10 protein-coding genes and 4 pseudogenes are annotated in these 16652 nt (G+C 60.3%); 9 read left to right on the forward strand and 5 right to left on the reverse strand.

Features of this window, described 5'->3' with window-relative positions:
* The first annotated feature begins 1 nt into the window (after position 1).
* From AC6H34_RS30525 to AC6H34_RS30540, 4 genes are all read left to right on the forward strand, one after another.
* Complete coding sequence (locus AC6H34_RS30525) at positions 2 to 2557, forward strand: type IV secretory system conjugative DNA transfer family protein (protein ID WP_497541428.1); 2556 nt, start codon at positions 2 to 4, stop codon at positions 2555 to 2557.
* Positions 2558 to 2743: 186 nt separating this feature from the next.
* Entirely contained in the window at positions 2744 to 3250 is a 507-nt protein-coding gene (locus AC6H34_RS30530) for an AprI/Inh family metalloprotease inhibitor (protein ID WP_497541502.1), read from the forward strand.
* 228 nt (positions 3251 to 3478) lie between these two features.
* The gene (locus AC6H34_RS30535) at positions 3479 to 6571 is read left to right on the forward strand and encodes a YadA-like family protein (protein ID WP_497541429.1); all 3093 of its coding nucleotides are present in this window, start codon (positions 3479 to 3481) and stop codon (positions 6569 to 6571) included.
* A gap of 93 nt (positions 6572 to 6664) precedes the next feature.
* Positions 6665 to 7405, forward strand: coding sequence for an invasion associated locus B family protein (locus tag AC6H34_RS30540; protein ID WP_497541430.1), 741 nt, complete (start codon positions 6665 to 6667; stop codon positions 7403 to 7405).
* A 37-nt stretch (positions 7406 to 7442) separates the two neighbouring features.
* Here the strand turns inward: AC6H34_RS30540 and AC6H34_RS30545 are convergent, their stop codons facing one another.
* Positions 7443 to 7598, reverse strand: a complete 156-nt coding sequence (locus AC6H34_RS30545; RefSeq protein WP_497541431.1) for a hypothetical protein — start codon at positions 7596 to 7598, stop codon at positions 7443 to 7445.
* Positions 7599 to 7831: 233 nt separating this feature from the next.
* On the opposite strand from AC6H34_RS30545, the gene AC6H34_RS30550 reads away from it, so the two are divergent.
* The 3 genes and pseudogenes from AC6H34_RS30550 to istA form a co-directional block, all read left to right on the forward strand.
* Entirely contained in the window at positions 7832 to 8185 is a 354-nt protein-coding gene (locus AC6H34_RS30550; protein ID WP_497541506.1) for a hypothetical protein, read from the forward strand.
* Positions 8097 to 8495 (forward strand): annotated as a pseudogene (locus AC6H34_RS30555) (IS481 family transposase); the annotation flags it as partial. The gene AC6H34_RS30550 and the pseudogene AC6H34_RS30555, both read left to right, overlap by 89 nt.
* Positions 8496 to 9665: 1170 nt before the next feature.
* A pseudogene (istA, locus tag AC6H34_RS30560) lies at positions 9666 to 10268 on the forward strand (IS21 family transposase); the annotation flags it as partial.
* 244 nt (positions 10269 to 10512) lie between these two features.
* Here the strand turns inward: istA and AC6H34_RS30565 are convergent.
* Positions 10513 to 11511, reverse strand: a complete 999-nt coding sequence (locus AC6H34_RS30565) for an IS110 family RNA-guided transposase (protein WP_497541503.1) — start codon at positions 11509 to 11511, stop codon at positions 10513 to 10515.
* Positions 11512 to 11580: 69 nt separating this feature from the next.
* Here AC6H34_RS30565 and AC6H34_RS30570 point away from each other — a divergent pair.
* Both AC6H34_RS30570 and istB read left to right on the forward strand, forming a co-directional pair.
* Positions 11581 to 12486 (forward strand): annotated as a pseudogene (locus tag AC6H34_RS30570) (Mu transposase domain-containing protein); the annotation flags it as partial.
* Positions 12486 to 13214, forward strand: coding sequence for an IS21-like element helper ATPase IstB (gene istB, locus AC6H34_RS30575; RefSeq protein WP_497541432.1), 729 nt, complete (start codon positions 12486 to 12488; stop codon positions 13212 to 13214). The pseudogene AC6H34_RS30570 and the gene istB, both read left to right, overlap by 1 nt.
* Before the next feature lie 74 nt (positions 13215 to 13288).
* On the opposite strand, the gene AC6H34_RS30580 is transcribed toward istB, so the two are convergent.
* From AC6H34_RS30580 to AC6H34_RS30590, 3 genes and pseudogenes are all read right to left on the reverse strand, one after another.
* On the reverse strand, positions 13289 to 13795 hold the full coding sequence (locus AC6H34_RS30580; protein WP_497541433.1) for a transposase: 507 nt from the start codon (positions 13793 to 13795) through the stop codon (positions 13289 to 13291).
* Positions 13796 to 14131: 336 nt separating this feature from the next.
* Positions 14132 to 15661 carry a T6SS phospholipase effector Tle1-like catalytic domain-containing protein gene (locus AC6H34_RS30585; protein ID WP_497541434.1) on the reverse strand — a complete coding sequence of 510 codons (1530 nt, stop codon included), beginning with the start codon at positions 15659 to 15661 and terminating at the stop codon, positions 14132 to 14134.
* A gap of 661 nt (positions 15662 to 16322) precedes the next feature.
* A pseudogene (locus AC6H34_RS30590) lies at positions 16323 to 16601 on the reverse strand (IS66 family transposase); the annotation flags it as partial.
* Positions 16602 to 16652: the final 51 nt, after the last annotated feature.

A 16652-nucleotide genomic window follows, 5' to 3' on the forward strand; every position in this document is an offset into this window, starting at 1 on the left:
CATGAAGCGGGGGCGGAAGGTTGCGTGGAGCATTGCCGGTTGCGTCGGCGCGCTGGCAGGCCTGGCATGGCTATGGTCATTCAGCTATGCGAGTGCCTATTACTATCTGATGCACACGCCGGCGATCTATCAGGCCTTCCTTGCCGGGGATGTGCTACTGCCGATGCGGCAGGCCTCAGCCTACTGGCACGATCCGCGCGTGCATAAGCTCGTCGTTCTGGCGACCGCGGCCGCCGCCATCGAGGGCGTTGTCCTGGGCGGCCTCGTGTATCTCTTTATCAAGCGGCCATGGGTGGTGCGCCCGCCTGAAGAAGGGTCGCGCATTGCGACAGCGGAAGACCTTGCGGCCGCGGAGCTGATGAACGGGCGTCCTGGCAAGAGCGTGTTGCTGGGGACGTTCAACAAGAAGCAGGTCCGCTATTCCGGCGATTCCCATTTCTTTGTGAACGGCCCATCCCGGGCGGGCAAGGGTCGCGGGTTCGTCATGACCAATCTGCTCGAGTGGGAAGGTTCGGCGATCGTCCTCGACGTGAAGAAGGAGAACTTCAACCTGACGGGAGCCGCGCGTATGGCGCTCGGGCAGAAGGTTTTCCTGTTCGCTCCCGGCAGCGAAGTCTCACACAGATGGAATCCGCTCACCTTTGTGAGAGAGTGGCCCTCTCGCGCGACGGATCTCAGCAACCTGGCTGCAAGCTTGATCGTGCTTGGCGAGAAGGAAGAACCTTACTGGAAGGAGACGGCGAGAGGCCTTTTCGCGGGTGTGCTTGGATATGTCCTGGAATCGCGCACCATGGAAGGCCGTCGGCATCTTCGGTCGGCGCTGCGCATGTTCTCGACGGGGACGAGCTTTTCCGCCGTCCTCAATCGGATCCTCAAGGAAGAGCCGGAGCTCAATCCGTTCATCACGAATGCCTTCATGCAGCACCTCGGCCGCGACGAGGAGCAGCGTCCCAGTTTCGAGGGCCACATCACCACCTCGCTGAAGGCGTGGAACAATCTGTTGATGGCGAGCGCGACGGCGGGATCCGACTTCGATATCCGCAAGCTTCGCAGCGAGCCATTCTCGCTCTTCATCGCGGCGCCCGTCTCGGACTTTGGCACCGTCGAGCCGATCATTCGCCTGCTGATCCAGCAGATCCACGACATTATGCTTCGCGAGCTGCCGGACAAGAAGACAGAGCCCCACAAGGCGCTGTTGATGCTGGACGAATTCTATCAGTTCCAGCGCCTGCCCGAAATCATCCAACGCGCTCCGCTCGTGGCCGGGTACGGCCTGACGATTGCGCTCGTTGCCCAGAACATACCGCAGATCGACGAACGCTATGGCATCAAGACCCGTGATGCCTTGCTCGGCAACATGGATATCCAGCTCTACATCGGTGTTGGTGACGAGACGACCGCCAAGCTGGTCTCAGAAAATATGGGCAAGCACTGGGTCGAGCGGGAAGGGTGGGGCAAGGCGCAGGGAATTTCATTCGGGAAGACATCATCGGGAGGCCGTTTCGAACCGATGCCCTTGATGACGCCTGACGGTGTGCGTCGGCTGAACCAGGAGAAGACCATTCTGCAGATCCGCGGCTCCTATACCGCCGTGTTGGATAAGCTCAATTTCTACACACAGGCGCTCTTCCTGGACCGCAGGAGGGAAGTCGACGCGATGAAATTCGAGCTGCCGGATCCTCTGGTGGCGCAGATCGCGGAATGGCCGCTCTTTGAGCCGGCGCCGGCGGGAACCGTCGGCAGTCCGGCCGACTTCGCCGGGGTGCGGGAAGAGGAAGCCGCCGAGACGGACCAATCGACCGGCAAGCTGCCCCCGGGGATCGTCGGCGCTGCGCACCAGCTCTTTGTCAAGCCGGATCGATTCCTGAGGAGCGTTCAGCAGTCGCTCGATGCGATTGACGATGACAAGGTGACAGCGATCCTTCGTCAGCTCAGGGAACGCCCGGCTACATTGGGGGCCTTGAGGGCTGACGACCGTTCAGCGCGTCAGGGGCTGCTGAAGCGCGCTGGAAACAGAACCTCGGCCGAGGTCGCGGCGGGCTTGCTTCGGGAAGCAATTATCGCTGAACGACGGGGGATCATTGCGGATCGAGCACGCCGGTTCGCCGGCAGCGAGGCGGAACTGCAAATGCTCCGCACGGCCGTGGCGGGCGGCGCGGTTGCGCAGGCCATTCAAGGGGAGGGAGCCAGGTCGGCCGAGGCGGTACCATCACCCACGGCATCGCTGTCGGACCTGGCCACGACGCTCGATCGTCTGGAGGCAACGAGCGTTCCGGAAGACGACATGTTCGGCGGGGCGGCGATATCGCTGGCTGAGCCCGCAATCGTCGGCTTCGAGGTGGCAACCGAAGATGAAGACGAATTCGACATCTCGGCCGTTGTGGCGAGCCTGGATGACCTGGCTTCGGTCGAGCGTCTTGCTGCCCAGGACAGCGGCGACGGGGACGAGCAGCGTAAGGAGCGCCTGATCGCTGCGCTCGCTGGCGTTCGGGAGACGTTGGCCCGCTCAACCTCTGATAACCCCGAGTTCGCGACCTTCATCGGCATGGCGGCCTGAAGAGCGAACATGGGCAACATTTTTCGCGCTTCTAACCAATCTCGAACGGAACGATCCATGAGACTCGGCCTTTTCATCACTGCGACAACCGTCGCCATCGCGCTTGGAGGATGCTCCAACCAGAAGACCTATGGCGGCCCTGTGGTGCCGATCTACACAGCGCCTATCACGGCGTCAGCGCCCATCATGGCAACGACCAGGTATCAACCGTGCAAACCGAATTGCCCCTGCGCCAGGCGTCGTGTTCGCGTACGGCGAGGAAGCCAAACCCTTCGACACAGCGGATATTCCAGCGGGTTTCGGTATCCGAACGTACCAACAGATCCGGTCCCCTACGGGCAGCCGGCGAACACTGAGCGCGACATTGGACGCCAGGCCAAAGCGACAGCAGCAGGCGAGGGCGGCGCCGGAAGGGGGGGCCAAGTCTCAGGCCATTGGACGGTTCAAGGTGCCGCAGGGTGTTCGCTCTGGCTTTCCCAAAAGTCGCTGCTGGACCTCAAGCGCGCTTCCAGCGTCGGGTGTGCCACCGATTCCATCGGGAACATCACGGGCTGGAAGACAACGGGAAAGACTGTCGAGCTCTATCAGCCGGGCGCGAAGCCGCCCGCAAGATTTACGATCGGGCAGGACGGAAGCCTTGAAGGCGAGCCGGGCGGTAGCGCTTCTGGGATCCGCCTCAACCGTGCGCCGTGATCGCGGGAGACGAAGCCAGTCAAGGAGACGGAGGACATTTGAGATCGCGTAGTTGCTTCGCGAATTCGGCGACGCCACCCCTGCAAGGGTGAGCGCCTGCAGCAAGAACGTGCGGAGACGGTTCCTGCAAGAACCGCCTCCGCGCCCCACGCGTTACGCAGGGCCTGACTGACCGCCAGACCCTGAGCGTAGCGCAAAACCGTTAACCATAACACTCAGGGTTAGATCATGACGATTTCTGCCTCGGCAGTGGCCGTTGCGCGCCTGCGCGGCGACGGTCCATTGCGTCACAAGAAGCGCCTGCTCCTGCTGAGCGCAGCCAGCTTCGCTCTGGCGTCGGGAGCCTCCGGCGCTTTCGCTCAATCCCTCCCCAACTTCGGCGCGGCGCCGGGAACGGCCGTCGTCCAGGATGCCAACAAGAATGTCGGCATCAATCTTGGAAACGGCCTCTATCAGGGCACCGAGACCACCATCATCAATGGTGGCAACGGCCTGGTTGGCGCCACGCAATCGGTGATCGTGAATTCGGACAATGGTGAGATCTACGTGGACCGGAGCTTCGTTGTTGACGCCAACAACGGGGTGATCGGGACCGCGACGGATCCGGTCACCAACTCGTTCATCTTCAATGCGCCCAACGCGACCATCAGCGGCGACAACAACTTCCTCGCCAACGGCTCGAGTGCCATAGGCGACAACAACACCGCCTTCAACGGCGGCACGGTGACCGGTGACAACAACTTCGTCGTCGGCGGCACCGCCAGCGGCGCGAACACCATCGCGATCGGCAAGGGTTCCACCACCAGTGCCGACGATACGATCGCCATGGGATCGGGTGCGCAGGCGACCGCGGCCAACGCCGTGGCGCTGGGGAACAGCGCTTCCGCCCAAGGGCAGAATGATGTCGCCCTCGGCTCGGGTTCCCTCGCCAACGGTGCAACGGGCACCAGCAGCGTGGTCATCAATGGGCAAACCTACAGCTTCGCCGGCACGTCGCCGGTCGGAACGGTCAGCGTCGGCAGTGCCGGCAGCGAGCGCACGATCACCAATGTGGCGGCGGGCAGCGTCTCGGCCACCTCGACGGATGCCGTCAACGGCTCCCAGCTCTACGCGACCAACCAGGCGGTCGACGCGCTGGCGACCTCGATCGCGACGGGCGACCCTAACTCGGTCAAGTATGACGATCCCACCAAGTCGAGCATCACGCTCGGCGGCACAACCTCGACCGATGGCGGTGCGACGGGCGGCACCAAGATCACCAATGTCAGCCAGGGCACGCTGTCCTCGACCTCGACGGACGCGGTGAACGGGTCGCAGCTCTATACGACCAACCAGAACGTCACGAATGTCAGCAACCAGGTCACTAACCTGACCAACAGCGTGACGAACGGCACGATCGGGCCGGTCCAGACCACGGGCAATGCGAATGAGCTGGCTCTCGTGGCGCCGGGCGGGTCGGGTTCATCCCCGGGCGCCGCGCAGACCCTGACGAATGTCGCGGCCGGCGAAGTGTCCTCGACCTCGACGGACGCGGTGAATGGGTCGCAGCTCAACGCCACCAACCAGGCCGTCAGCACCTTGGCCTCAAACGCCGTCCAGTATGACGATTCCACCAAGTCGAGCATCACGCTCGGCGGCACGACCTCGACCGATGGCGGCGTGACGGGTGGTACGACCATCACCAATGTCAGCCAGGGCGCGCTTTCCTCGACCTCGACGGACGCGGTGAACGGTTCGCAGCTCTATACGACCAACCAGAACGTCGCGAATGTCAGCAACCAGGTCACGAACCTGAGCCAGGACGTGACCAATCTCGGCGCGACCGTCAACAACATCAGCCAGGACGTCACCAACCTCAACAACGGCACGGCCGGAATCGTCCGCCAGGTTGGCGGCGCCCCGGGGAGCGGCGACATCACGGTCGGCGCGGAAACAGGCGGCACCGTCGTCAACATGTCGGGCACGGACGGCGATCGGACCGTGACCGGCGTTGCAGCGGGCACGCTGTCCTCGACCTCGACCGACGCCGTGAACGGCTCGCAGCTCTATGCGACCGGCAGCACGGTGGCCACGATCCTCGGCGGCGGCGCCACCTACAACTCGACCACGGGCGAGGTGACCAACCCCTCCTATGTGATCAACGGCAACACCTACAACAATGTGGGTGACGCCCTGCAGGCGGCCGCCTCGAGCGGCACGGACGATCTTGCCGTTCACTATGTGGCCGATGCCAACGGCAACCCGACCAACCAGGTCGCGTTGACCGGTGACGGCTCGGGCGCCGCCGTGTCGATCACCAATGTCGCGGCCGGCTCGGTTGCGGCGGGCTCGACCGATGCCGTGAACGGCGGGCAGCTGCATGACCTCGGCCAGTCCCTGGCGGACGGCATGGGCGGCAACAGCACCTACAATTCCTCGACCGGCACGGTCACGACCTCGCTGAACTATGGTGGCAACACCTACAATTCGGTGCAGGGCGCCCTCACCAATATCGACAATTCGATCAATGGCGGCGCCGGCATCAAGTACTTCCACACCAACTCGACCGAGGCGGATTCGAGCGCCACGGGCGACAACTCGACAGCGATCGGCCCCCTGGCCGTGGCGACGGCGACGGACTCGATCGCGATCGGCAACGGCGCCGTGGCGAGCAACGCCGGCAGCGTCGCCCTCGGTGCGGGATCCACGACCGATGCCGTGCATGACGGGCAGAAGGGCTTCGGCTCGGCGACCGTCGCGGGATCCTCGGCAACCTCTTCCGTCTCCGTCGGGTCGTCCGGCAAGGAGCGGCAGATCCAGAACGTGGCGGCCGGCGTGGTGTCTTCCACCTCGACGGATGCCGTCAACGGCTCGCAGCTGAACTCGGTGATTGGCGGCGTCAACAATGTCGGCACCTCCACGGCCTCGGCTCTCGGCGGCGGCTCGCAGTACGATCCGACCACCGGCCTGATCAGTGCTCCGAGCTACACGGTGCAGGGCAACACCTACAACAATGCCGGCGATGCCTTCTCGGCGATCGACGGTGCTCTCAGCCACCAGGGCGCGCAGCTCAACTGGCTGACGAAATATGCCAATTCGAACTTCAAGCGTCTCGACGGCGCCATTGCCGGCATGACGGCCCTGGCCACGCTCGAGTTCGACCCGACGCCCGGCAAGTTCTCCGTCGCGGGCGGCTGGGGCTTCTATGAGTCCCAGCACGCCTTCGCGGGCGGCGTTGCCTACACCTTCAACGACAGGCTGCAGGTCAACGGCCGCGGCTGGTATTCGCCCTCCTCGATGACGGGCGGCGGCGGCATCGGCGTCCGGTATTCCTTCCCCTGATATCGGATTGCCACTGAGGCGGCGGGGATCAATTCCCCGCCGTTTTCGCATCGGCCCCCAAGCGGGGCGACACATCCCATCATTGAGGTTTCCATGTCCGTTTCGAAGACAGGCTCCGCCATTGTCCTGGCGGCCGCGATCGCCACCCTACCGTTGCTGGCCTCCGCACAGCAGGCGACGACGGCCGATGTTCCCGCCGCATCATCGCCGGCGCCGCAGCTGGATACGACGATCAGATTTGACGATGCCGTGGGGCAGGGCGAGACGCCGGCGCCCGGCGAACTCGTGAAGACCATCCGGGAATTCGGTCCCTGGACTTCGGTCTGCTCGCGAACCTCCAAGCGTGCCGTCTGCCTGTTCATCCAGACCGTGGTCAATGAGGCCCGTGCGCCCTTGTTGAGATGGGGCATCCGGCAGGACATCAAGGGCCGCTCCTACATCGTCATGGAGATGAGCAAGACCGTGGATACGGCGGCCGGCCTGCGCCTCCAGCTGGACGGCATCAAGCTCGCGCCCCAGGCCGTCGCCTGCAAGGTGACCTGCGCCTCCATTCTGCCGTTCGACAATGTCGTGGGCGGCTGGATCAAGACCGGCAAGGTCGCACGTTTCGAATGGACGTCCCGGGGCCAGCCGGTCGTTGCCACCGGCACGCTCGAGGGCCTGTCGCTCGCACTCAACGAGACGGACAAATATCTTGCAAGCGTGCAGCAGCCTGTGAATGCCGCCGCAAACGCGAGTTCTTCGGGCGCGGCCCCGGCGCTGGCCAAGGCCAAGCCCAAGGCGAAACCCAGGAAGCCCACTCGCCCGGCGCCGGCTGAGGTTGACGGCCAATGACCTCCTGGGCCTGGCCGAGGGGCAGGGCCTCGGAATCCTATCGCGTGATGCTCGGCGGGTCAGCCTCGAACGCCGAGACGAGCCCGCGCCAGCAGGAGGCGAGGGCACGCCTCTCGAACTGGTGCGAGGCGCGCGGCATCTGCCTCTTGCCGCAGCAGCCCAGCACCGTGCGGACCAACAGGCGAAGCGGCATGGAGCTCGGGCGCCTGATGAGAGCCTGTTTCGCAGAGGGCGTCGAGGGATACCTGGTCAGGATCGACCTTGAGTCGGTTCCCTTGCTCAAGCCCTGTCCCGCCGTCGAATGGATTGAGGCCACCCTCAAACGGATCGACTCGCGCGCTCGGCGACAAGAAGTCAAGGGCAGGCGGCCGAACCGACGAACTCGGCAGCATGTGCGACGCAGCACGACCTGAGGATCCAATCAGCATGTCCAACGTGTTTGTCGTCGTCACGCCGGTCTTCCAGGAGACCATGGCGCAGATCGAGAAAAACCACCTGTCCGTCGTGAATCAGGTCTTCGACTATCCGGCCACTGTGAAGCACCTATTGGTGTTCGACGGGCCACAGGCAACGCTGGCCGAGCATCTGGCAGACGCGCTATCGATCCGATTACCCGTGAATGCGAACGACTCCGGCGCGACGCCCAGGGCGGTCGGCGCCGCGATCGGCTGGACCATTCCGAACGCCTCCACGTCGTTATCTGGTCCGCTACAATGCGCAGGCGCATCGGTCGGAGCCGCGCAGCCGTCTGGAAGACTGGATCGCCAGTCTTCCAGATAGCGGTTATCGCGAGATGTGCGCTTGGGACCGCTTCTGCGCTTTCGCGCGAGAACCCGAGCGGCGCAAGATCGGCATCGATGCCCGGGTGAGCATCGACGGCATCCCATATGAGGTTGATGACTCTCTGGTCGGGGAGGAGGTCATCTTGTGGTGGGGCCTGTTCGATCGGGATCTTTATATCCAGCTTGAGGACCGGCGGTTTGGTCCCTTCAACCCGATCGGCGGTCCGATCCCGCTCCACAAATACCGGAAAATCCAAAAATCCAAAGCGGATGAGCGAGCTGACCGTGTCGTCGCTCTCGCGGAGCGCCGGCCTGCCTTCAACGCCGCGACAAGAGATCGTACCGTGACACAGGCGTGACCCAGCGTTCCAAAAGCGTATATGCCGTACCCCTAAAGATTGCCCGAAATTCTACAATTCGTCGTTGTGCTGATGCCGCGGCAACCCGACCAAAGAGCTCGCGCCAGACGAGATAGTTTGAAAATTATGCCCTCAAAAGAGATAGCAGCTAGCTCGCCTCGTCAACATTTCCTCAAAACACTTTTGTAACATATCTGCTCTTGACAAATATCTTTCTTATTAGCTGCTTTTGCTAACCATAGCAACATAACATCAATCGCACACCTTAATGTTCTAGAATAATACGTACCTTCTTCAATGTCAAAAAAGACACCAACCAGGCTTGCACAACAAAAAAATACTTGTACATTACGAAACTGTAATCTGTCCGTCGAGCAGAGTAGCGTTTTGCCCCTGGATGCATCGGCCTGTATACCTAAGGCAGCCCAGATGCGCAAAGTATATGGAGAATATTGGTGATTGCTTCGGCAGAAACAAAACATCCAAATAGAATGACACAAATCGTTTAGAATGACTCGTCTTATTTGGCGTTTCCGTTCTTCGTTAGCATATCATCTCTTGGGGCGTTGGTTCACTGTTACCGATTTGTTCAATGTTTAGGTCCCAAACCACTGAAATCAGGAATTGTTTAGGCCGTCCCGAGCATATAGTGCTGGACCGAATTCACGCGGTACATTCTCCATTAGATGTGGAGTTTGATCTCCAACCGGACCCAAGACCATGAACAGGATATTCTTGCTAATTATACTCGCCGCCGTGGTATTATTATATCGTATTGCTATTTATCCGTATATCCAATCCAATACTCTAAATATAATTATAGAACAAGTGATATGCGTAGTTTTTATATACTTTATGCTTGACAAAAAATGGCTCTAACTAAGCTCTCGACACAACAAGTTGAATTTTGGAGATGAATAATGGGATTTTGGGATGGTGTCGGAAGATCGGTTGCTGGTGGCGCCCTCGGCGGAGCGGCGGGTTCAATGCCGTCTCTTGGGTACAATGTTGATTTTCGCCGAGAAGTGAACCGGGTTGGTGCGTAATTTCCACTGAGATTTGAGCCATGTGACCCTTCCCCCAACGCTGTGCGCGACGGGGGACATAGGAGTGATCCACATGGGACTTTTGAACATCATCCGGCGCATGTCGTTACGGGAGAAGCTGCCGGTAAGAGAGATCGCGCGGCGAACCGGTCTGTCACGCAACACCATCACGAAGTACCTGAAGGCGGGTATTGTCGAGCCAAGGTTCGCCACGCCGGAACGGCCCAGCAAGCTCGATCCCTTTGCCGGGAAGCTGGCGGTCTGGTTGCAGAGGGAGGCCGGCAAGTCGCGCAAGCAGCGGCGGACCTTGAAGCAGCTTCATGCTGATCTGGTCGCGCTGGGTTTCACCGGATCCTATGGCCGGGTCGCAGCATTTGCCCGGGCCTGGCGGGTTGATCGGCAGCGGGAACAACAGACGACGGGCCGTGGAACCTTTGTTCCGTTGGCTTTTCGCTCGGGCGAGGCGTTTCAGTTCGACTGGAGCGAGGATTACGCGATCCTCGGCGGGGAACGCACCAAGCTGCAGGTCGCCCATATCAAGCTGTCGCACAGCCGCGCCTTCCTGGTCCGGGCCTATCTGTTGCAGAGCCACGAGATGCTGTTCGACGCGCATTGGCACGGCTTCCGGGTGTTCGGCGGCATACCGGGGCGCGGCATCTACGACAATCTATGGACGCCTCCTGTGCAAGGTAATCTGCTGGCAACGTTCGGCATTGGATGCGTGAATCTATCCGGCCTATCGCTGGAGCGATCACGCCCCTGGCCTTGATGGGAGTTCGCTGCCTCGATCCTCATAACATGATCGGCCTCGAGGGCCTTGTCGTAAATCAGGTTTCGAAGCGGCGGCTCATGCCGTTGTGCCATCAGTGTCTACCTCGCTCTCATCGCCGTGTCGGCGGCGATCCGTGGCGCCAGCGTAGTCAGCCGGCGGCGTAGCTCTCCTTTCGCGTCAGCAGCGCCCATGCGATGCGCGCCGTCTTGTTGGCAAGAGCGACGAGTGCCTTGTTAAATCCGCGGCGCTCCACGATCGCCTTAAGCCAGATTGAGCACCGATCCTCATGTTTAGCGAGCCGGCTGATCACGGCCCGAGCACCGTGGATCATCTGTCGGCGTAGATAGTGGTTGGCACGACGGCCAATACCCCCGAGGCGAGGCTTGCCACCAGTTGTGTATTGTCGAGGTACAAGTCCAATCCATGCCGCGAGTTCGCGACCTGAGTGGAAGTGGCGAGCGTCGTCGATGCTCGCCACGAGCGCAGTTGCAATGATCGGCCCGACACCAGGCAGGGCGGCCAGACGGCGGCAATCTTCTCTTTCTCGGCAGATAGCAACGATCTTGGCATCAAGTTTGGCAACGCGGATATTCACATCCTGAAGCTGGTCGAGAAGCTCTGCAAACAGCTCGCGTCCGAGGTCGGAAAGATCTGCCTGCGCAATCGTTCCGGTTGCTTGTGCAGCAAAACGCCACGGCCCTTGTGGCAGTACAAGGCCATATTCAGCCAGGAGTCCGCGAGTGTGGTTGATTAGCGAAGTCCGTTGAACGATCAGGCGCTCCCGAACGCGATGGAGCGACTGCAGATCCTGTTGCGCGACCGACTTCACCGGGACAAACCGCATTGTGGGACGAGTTGCGGCCTCATAGATTGCTTCAGCGTCGATCGCGTCGTTCTTCGAACCACGAACAAACGGCTTTACGAAGCGTGGATTGATCAATCGCACGTGTCGGCCTTCAGCCATGAACCATCGGCCCCAATGATGGGCACTGGCACAAGCTTCCATCGCGATCACCTTCGGCGCCATTTGATTTACCGTCTCTACGAGCTTTGCGCGACTAACCTTGCGCGAGACGATAACGCCATCAGCATCGATCGCGTGCAGATGGAATGATTGCTTCCCAAGGTCGATCGCGAGCAGATCCATGGTCATAGTTTCCCTCCTTCAAGTTGGTCACTGGCAGTGTGACGGAGAAGTGGGAGGCGTCCATCCCATAACATGAAGACGGCGGTGGACGCGATCTTCGTCGGCAAGGAACGCGCCTACAATCGCCGCTTCCTCCAAATGTGCAGCCATCATCTGGTCGATCCAGTCGCCTGCACGCCGGCGTCGGGCTGGGAGAAGGGCCAGGTCGAGAACCAGGTCGGCCTGGTCCGCGAGCGCTTCTTCACACCGCGACTGCGGGTGAAGAGCTATGAGGAGCTGAATGCTTGGCTCCTCGACCGTTGCATCGCCTATGCCAAAGCCCATTCTCACCCCGAGTTCCGGGACAAGACGGTCTGGCAGGTGTTCGAGGCAGAACGACCGAGCCTCGTTCCCCATGCCGGCCGCTTCGACGGCTTCCATGCGCTGCCGGCTTCGGTGTCGAAGACCTGCCTGGTCCGCTTCGACAACCGCTACTCGGTAGCGGCAAGCGCGATCGGCCGACCGGTCGAGGTCCGGGCCTACGCCGATCGGATCGAGCTGCGTCAGGATGGGCGTGCGGTTGGGGAGCATCGCCGCTGCTTTGGCCGCAACGAGACGATCTTCAACCCCTGGCACTATGTTCCGGTCCTGGCGCGCAAACCCGGGGCCCTGCGCAATGGCGCACCGTTCAAGGACTGGGTTCTGCCATCCGCACTCGACCGAGTGCGCCGCAGACTGACCAGCGCTGACGATGGCGATCGGCAGATGGTCGATATCCTTACCGCCGTGCTCAGCGACGGGCTATCCGCGGTCGAAGCGGCCTGTGCCGAGGCGCTGAACGAAAACGTCCACTCGGCCGATGTGATCCTGAACATCCTGTCCCGGCGCCGCGAGCCGATGGCGCCGCTCACCATCATGACACCGCAGGCCCTAAGGCTGCGGCACGAGCTGGTGGCGGATTGCGCCCGCTACGACACCCTGAGGAGGGCCATTTGATGGAACGTTCCGAGATCCTCAAGGCTATGGGAGAGCTCAAGCTCTTCGGCATGAAGGCCGCCTATGACGAGATCGTCTCCACGGCGGTGAAGCGCCAGCACGAGCCACAACGCGTCGTCGGCGACCTGCTCAAAGCCGAGATTGCCGAGAAGCAGGCGCGATCGATCAAATACCAGATCACCATCGCCAAGCTGCCGCTCGCCAAAGACATCGGCGACTTTACCTTCGAGGACACGCCGATCAACGAGACGCTGGTCCGCGATCTTGCCGGCGGCAACTTCCTCGCCCATCAGCGCAACATCGTCCTGGTCGGCAGCACTGGAACTGGAAAGACCCATTTGGCCATTGCCATCGCCCGCGCCTGCATACGCGCAGGTGCCCGCGGTCGCTTCTTCAATGTCGTTGACCTGGTCAACAAACTCGAGGCCGAGGGTCGGGCCGGCCGGCAGGGACGGATGGCCGACTATCTCTCCCGCAAGAACTTCATCGTCCTCGATGAACTGGGCTATCTGCCCTTCGCTCAATCGGGCGGCCAGCTCCTGTTCCATCTGATCAGCCGGCTCTACGAGCAGGCTTCGATCATCGTCACCACCAACCTCGCCTTCGGCGAATGGCCAAGCGTGTTCGGCGACGCCAAGATGACCACCGCGCTCCTCGATCGCCTCACGCATCATTGCGATATCGTCGAGACCGGCAACGAGAGCTGGCGCTTCAAGAACCGCGCCTGATCCAACACGCAGCACTCCCTGGACATTGAGCCCGCCGCCGCTGCGCAACCCCGACCAGCTCCGCGGCGGCGGGCTCAATGCGTCGCGTCCGATATCCAGCCCCCTCCGGCAAGGGGGTCAATTTTGGACGCCGTTCTGGGGTCAAATTTGGGCGCCGATTGACACGGTCTTGACGCGGATCGCCTTGGCCTTGAGCTGGTGAGTGATTTGATCGAACACTTGTCCAGGCCATGAGCGACCAGGGCCTTGCGAAAGCGTACGAAACTCGTGCGTTCCGGTGTCGGCTCACTGCTGGAAAACCCACAGAAGCGCCGGAACGAAGCTCGGTCGTCCAAGGCCTCTGCCAATTTCACATCAGACAGATCATACCACACCGAAAGCAGCACTGCCTTGAACAGCACAAGCGGGGGCCAGGCTGGCTCACCCTTCGCGGCACTGGAGATCGCTACCAAATGAGCATCAACCGGCTGCCAGTCGATCAGATCATGCAGTTGATCCAGCGATGAAGCTCGCCCACGGCTATTCCGATCCCAGACGAAGCTTTCTTGTCCAATCCGCCGACGTGAAATCCAAAACCTCAATCCATTGATTGGATTGAGAGAATCAAATCTCGAACGCTTCGTCTACGCCTACCCGCGCACAGGTCTCCTAGGTCACGAATATGGTTCGACCATAGGAGCCAGCGTGGCGCAGCGGCCTTTCAGTACGAGAAGCCTTTTTCGATCAATCTAGCCGCCGATGCTTCTGCAATTTCACGGTTTATTATTGAGCACCGATGGCCATAGCGTCCCAGCAACGGTAGTTCATTGCCATATGGGCCTGAACTCTGCTTCGGCCTCGGGTAATAAGTACCGACCTTGGACAAATTTAGTGCCCGGATTCTCGTATTGTAACACGAATAGTGCTGGCTGAGGCGCCTATTGCGCCGCCCCATAATAAGTCTTGAAATCGTCGTGCCCGTTCAATGATTGCGGTCTGTAGGGGCCGATGCTTGCGCATTGGGCTACTTGAGTAAGCTCAAAACGGGTCCGAACAGTAGGATGCACGGGCGCGTCATGCACGATCTCACGGATTTTAATCTCCCAGTTCTTGCGAGCGACGTAGCGCTTGAGCCATTCCCAATTCGGAAGTTTAGAGGCGTAGCCGTCGAGCGTGTCGCGCATAGCTGCGACCTCGCAATGCTGCACGCCATCTGCCGCAGGAAAGATGTTGAGGCGGGTGCCAGATTCGCCGGTGTTTAGCATCTTTTTACCGTCAACATAGATTGGCCCTGCCTTAAGACCGTCCGGAATTGATGTCGCCTCGCCGCACATCCACGCTAAGGAGATATCCGAAAGACGGGATTCCGGCTCCGGATAGGAGCCACCGATGTCGGAATGGTTTCCCGCGAACCAAAGCTGAACGAGCCGCAGATGACCGGGTATGTGCGGCGCTCCTTCCTCACTTCCGCCCCATCCAACCCGAGCAAAATCCTTGCGTGTTTCATCAATGGCATTAGCCGCTCGGGCGAAGGTAACGTGCCGGCTGAGAAGCCTATCGAAATTCTCGCCCTTCCACTCGGCTTTGTGTGACCGGCTCTCCCCCGGTTCAGGATAATTAGCGATAGTTTTGGTGATCGCTTTGGTCTGCATGTACCAAAAAATGGCGACGGCGATCACAGCCGAGACGATCTCCAAACTGAATCCAACAGCCATAAAACTAGTGCTGAACATCTTTGAACTCAGCGCCGCAGCTAGCAAGGCCGGAAGAAACGCAGCGACGAGTGTGACCACCGCAATGCCTGCACTCAAGCCCGCTTGGATGAGCCAACGTCTCGTTCCGGTAGCTCCAAGCGCGGCAACAGTATCAAATACCCCTATGAAGTAGGGAGCAGCATTGGAATCGGACCCATCGCCGGAGCCGTACTTTTCCTGGAAACGTCGGGCAAGCTCCAATCGCTCGTTTTCGAATTCTGCGCGAGGATGGCCAGCACCATGTTCGAGGACGACATCCACGGCCTCCCATGCGATGTCGCGTACAGATTTACGAAAGCGCATCAACGGCCCCGCGGGTGTCGTGGTCGGAATGCCGCAAAGCATCAGTAAGTTGGCCAGGCTACGAACCGTGTATGCTCCGCGGCTAAAGCCAAAAAGGTAAATTCGATCTCCAGGCTCAAAATGGTTGATGATGAATTCATAACAGTCCGTAATGTTGCGCTTGATACCCGCGCCAGTGACGGATCCAAGGAGCTTCTGTACAAAACGGACGGGTGCGGAAAGTGCTGTGGTGCCGATGTCGGTTCCAAGGCCGGCGTCATAAAAGGCAATCTGCTCGCATGGGTCAATTGCGTTGTCGGGATGATCGCGGGCCACACGATACATCTTATAGATGTTGCTGGTGCGTTGTTCAGGCCTTGCGCCTCCGTCTTGGCCAGTACCGTCTGAAAATACAACGATATTCTTTGGCATGAATTCTCCGCTGAATTTGGCGCCGGTTAGAACCCGGTGAAAGTTGCTTGTTTAATTCACTTACCAAGATCTTGGATCTGCCATCTTCACGAGCTTAAGACAAGAACTTCGCTCCGCTTTGTGGTGGGGGCGGGATAGACGATAGGCCTTTGGCAACGCTAGCAATTCGCACCCCAACTTAGAACGCACCCGTTACACGTGCGTGCAATGTCTCAGCTCGATAGAGAAGTCGCTTTTTGTCCCCGTTAGAAATGTCACTCCGAGCTGCCTCAATGTCGATCTCTGCGGCCCATTCTGAGGCTCAAGCAGCGCGGCGCAGTTGGTCGGGGTTGCGCAGCCGCGCTGCGACTTTGTGCCAGGACGGCTCAGCCAACCTTCAAGAGGCTCTGGCCTTGTCCGCGTCGCCGCGGCGCCTTGTTGCTGCGGGTCATGCCAGCTTGCTTCTGCTGGTCGGAGTGACCTTTCGAACGGGGTTCTACATGCTCGATTCGCGTAATCAACATTATGGAACATTAATTAGCCGGCTAATTATAAAAAGACAGAATGAAACTTCTCGTTAATGCCGACTGGCGCGCTACTTGTAGCGGATCGAGACCATCCGCGCTCGGGCTTGAAATCATCGGGATTTCTGGCTCGGATTAATTGAGATCGAACGTTCGGGCAGCTGCTCGCTGACGCTCTCGCCCATCCGATGCAGCCGGTTGCGGCAGCACGGACAAACCTTCTCCTCTTCGGCCAGATCATGCTCGACACGTTCGCGCGGCAGATCCTCAGGCAGTGGTTTGCGTCCCCGTTTCTTCGGCTCCGGCTTTTCCGCGTCCTCCAACCCGGTGTCCGGAATGGCAGCGGTGTCGGCATCATCGGTTTCCTCGCCTTCGGCGGCGGCTTGCTCGGCTTCGTTGAAGAGACGATCCTTGAGCTTCTCGCTGCGCGGCGCATAAGCGCCCCCACCTTGTCGCTTTGAGCGGCTCACTTCTTAAGGCCCGCGGCT

This window comes from Labrys sp. ALF-8 (genome assembly GCF_059699065.1).

Bases quoted from the DNA above. Each gene is read 5' to 3' on its own strand.
- AC6H34_RS30550 (WP_497541506.1), top strand. From the start codon at position 7,832: ATGTCCAACGTGTTTGTCGTCGTCACGCCGGTCTTCCAGGAGACCATG.
- AC6H34_RS30530 (WP_497541502.1), top strand. From the start codon at position 2,744: ATGGCAACGACCAGGTATCAACCGTGCAAACCGAATTGCCCCTGCGCC.
- AC6H34_RS30565 (WP_497541503.1), bottom strand. From the start codon at position 11,511: ATGGATCTGCTCGCGATCGACCTTGGGAAGCAATCATTCCATCTGCAC.
- istB (WP_497541432.1), top strand. From the start codon at position 12,486: ATGGAACGTTCCGAGATCCTCAAGGCTATGGGAGAGCTCAAGCTCTTC.
- AC6H34_RS30525 (WP_497541428.1), top strand. From the start codon at position 2: ATGAAGCGGGGGCGGAAGGTTGCGTGGAGCATTGCCGGTTGCGTCGGC.
- AC6H34_RS30545 (WP_497541431.1), bottom strand. From the start codon at position 7,598: ATGCCGCTTCGCCTGTTGGTCCGCACGGTGCTGGGCTGCTGCGGCAAG.
- AC6H34_RS30540 (WP_497541430.1), top strand. From the start codon at position 6,665: ATGTCCGTTTCGAAGACAGGCTCCGCCATTGTCCTGGCGGCCGCGATC.
- AC6H34_RS30535 (WP_497541429.1), top strand. From the start codon at position 3,479: ATGACGATTTCTGCCTCGGCAGTGGCCGTTGCGCGCCTGCGCGGCGAC.
- AC6H34_RS30585 (WP_497541434.1), bottom strand. From the start codon at position 15,661: ATGCCAAAGAATATCGTTGTATTTTCAGACGGTACTGGCCAAGACGGA.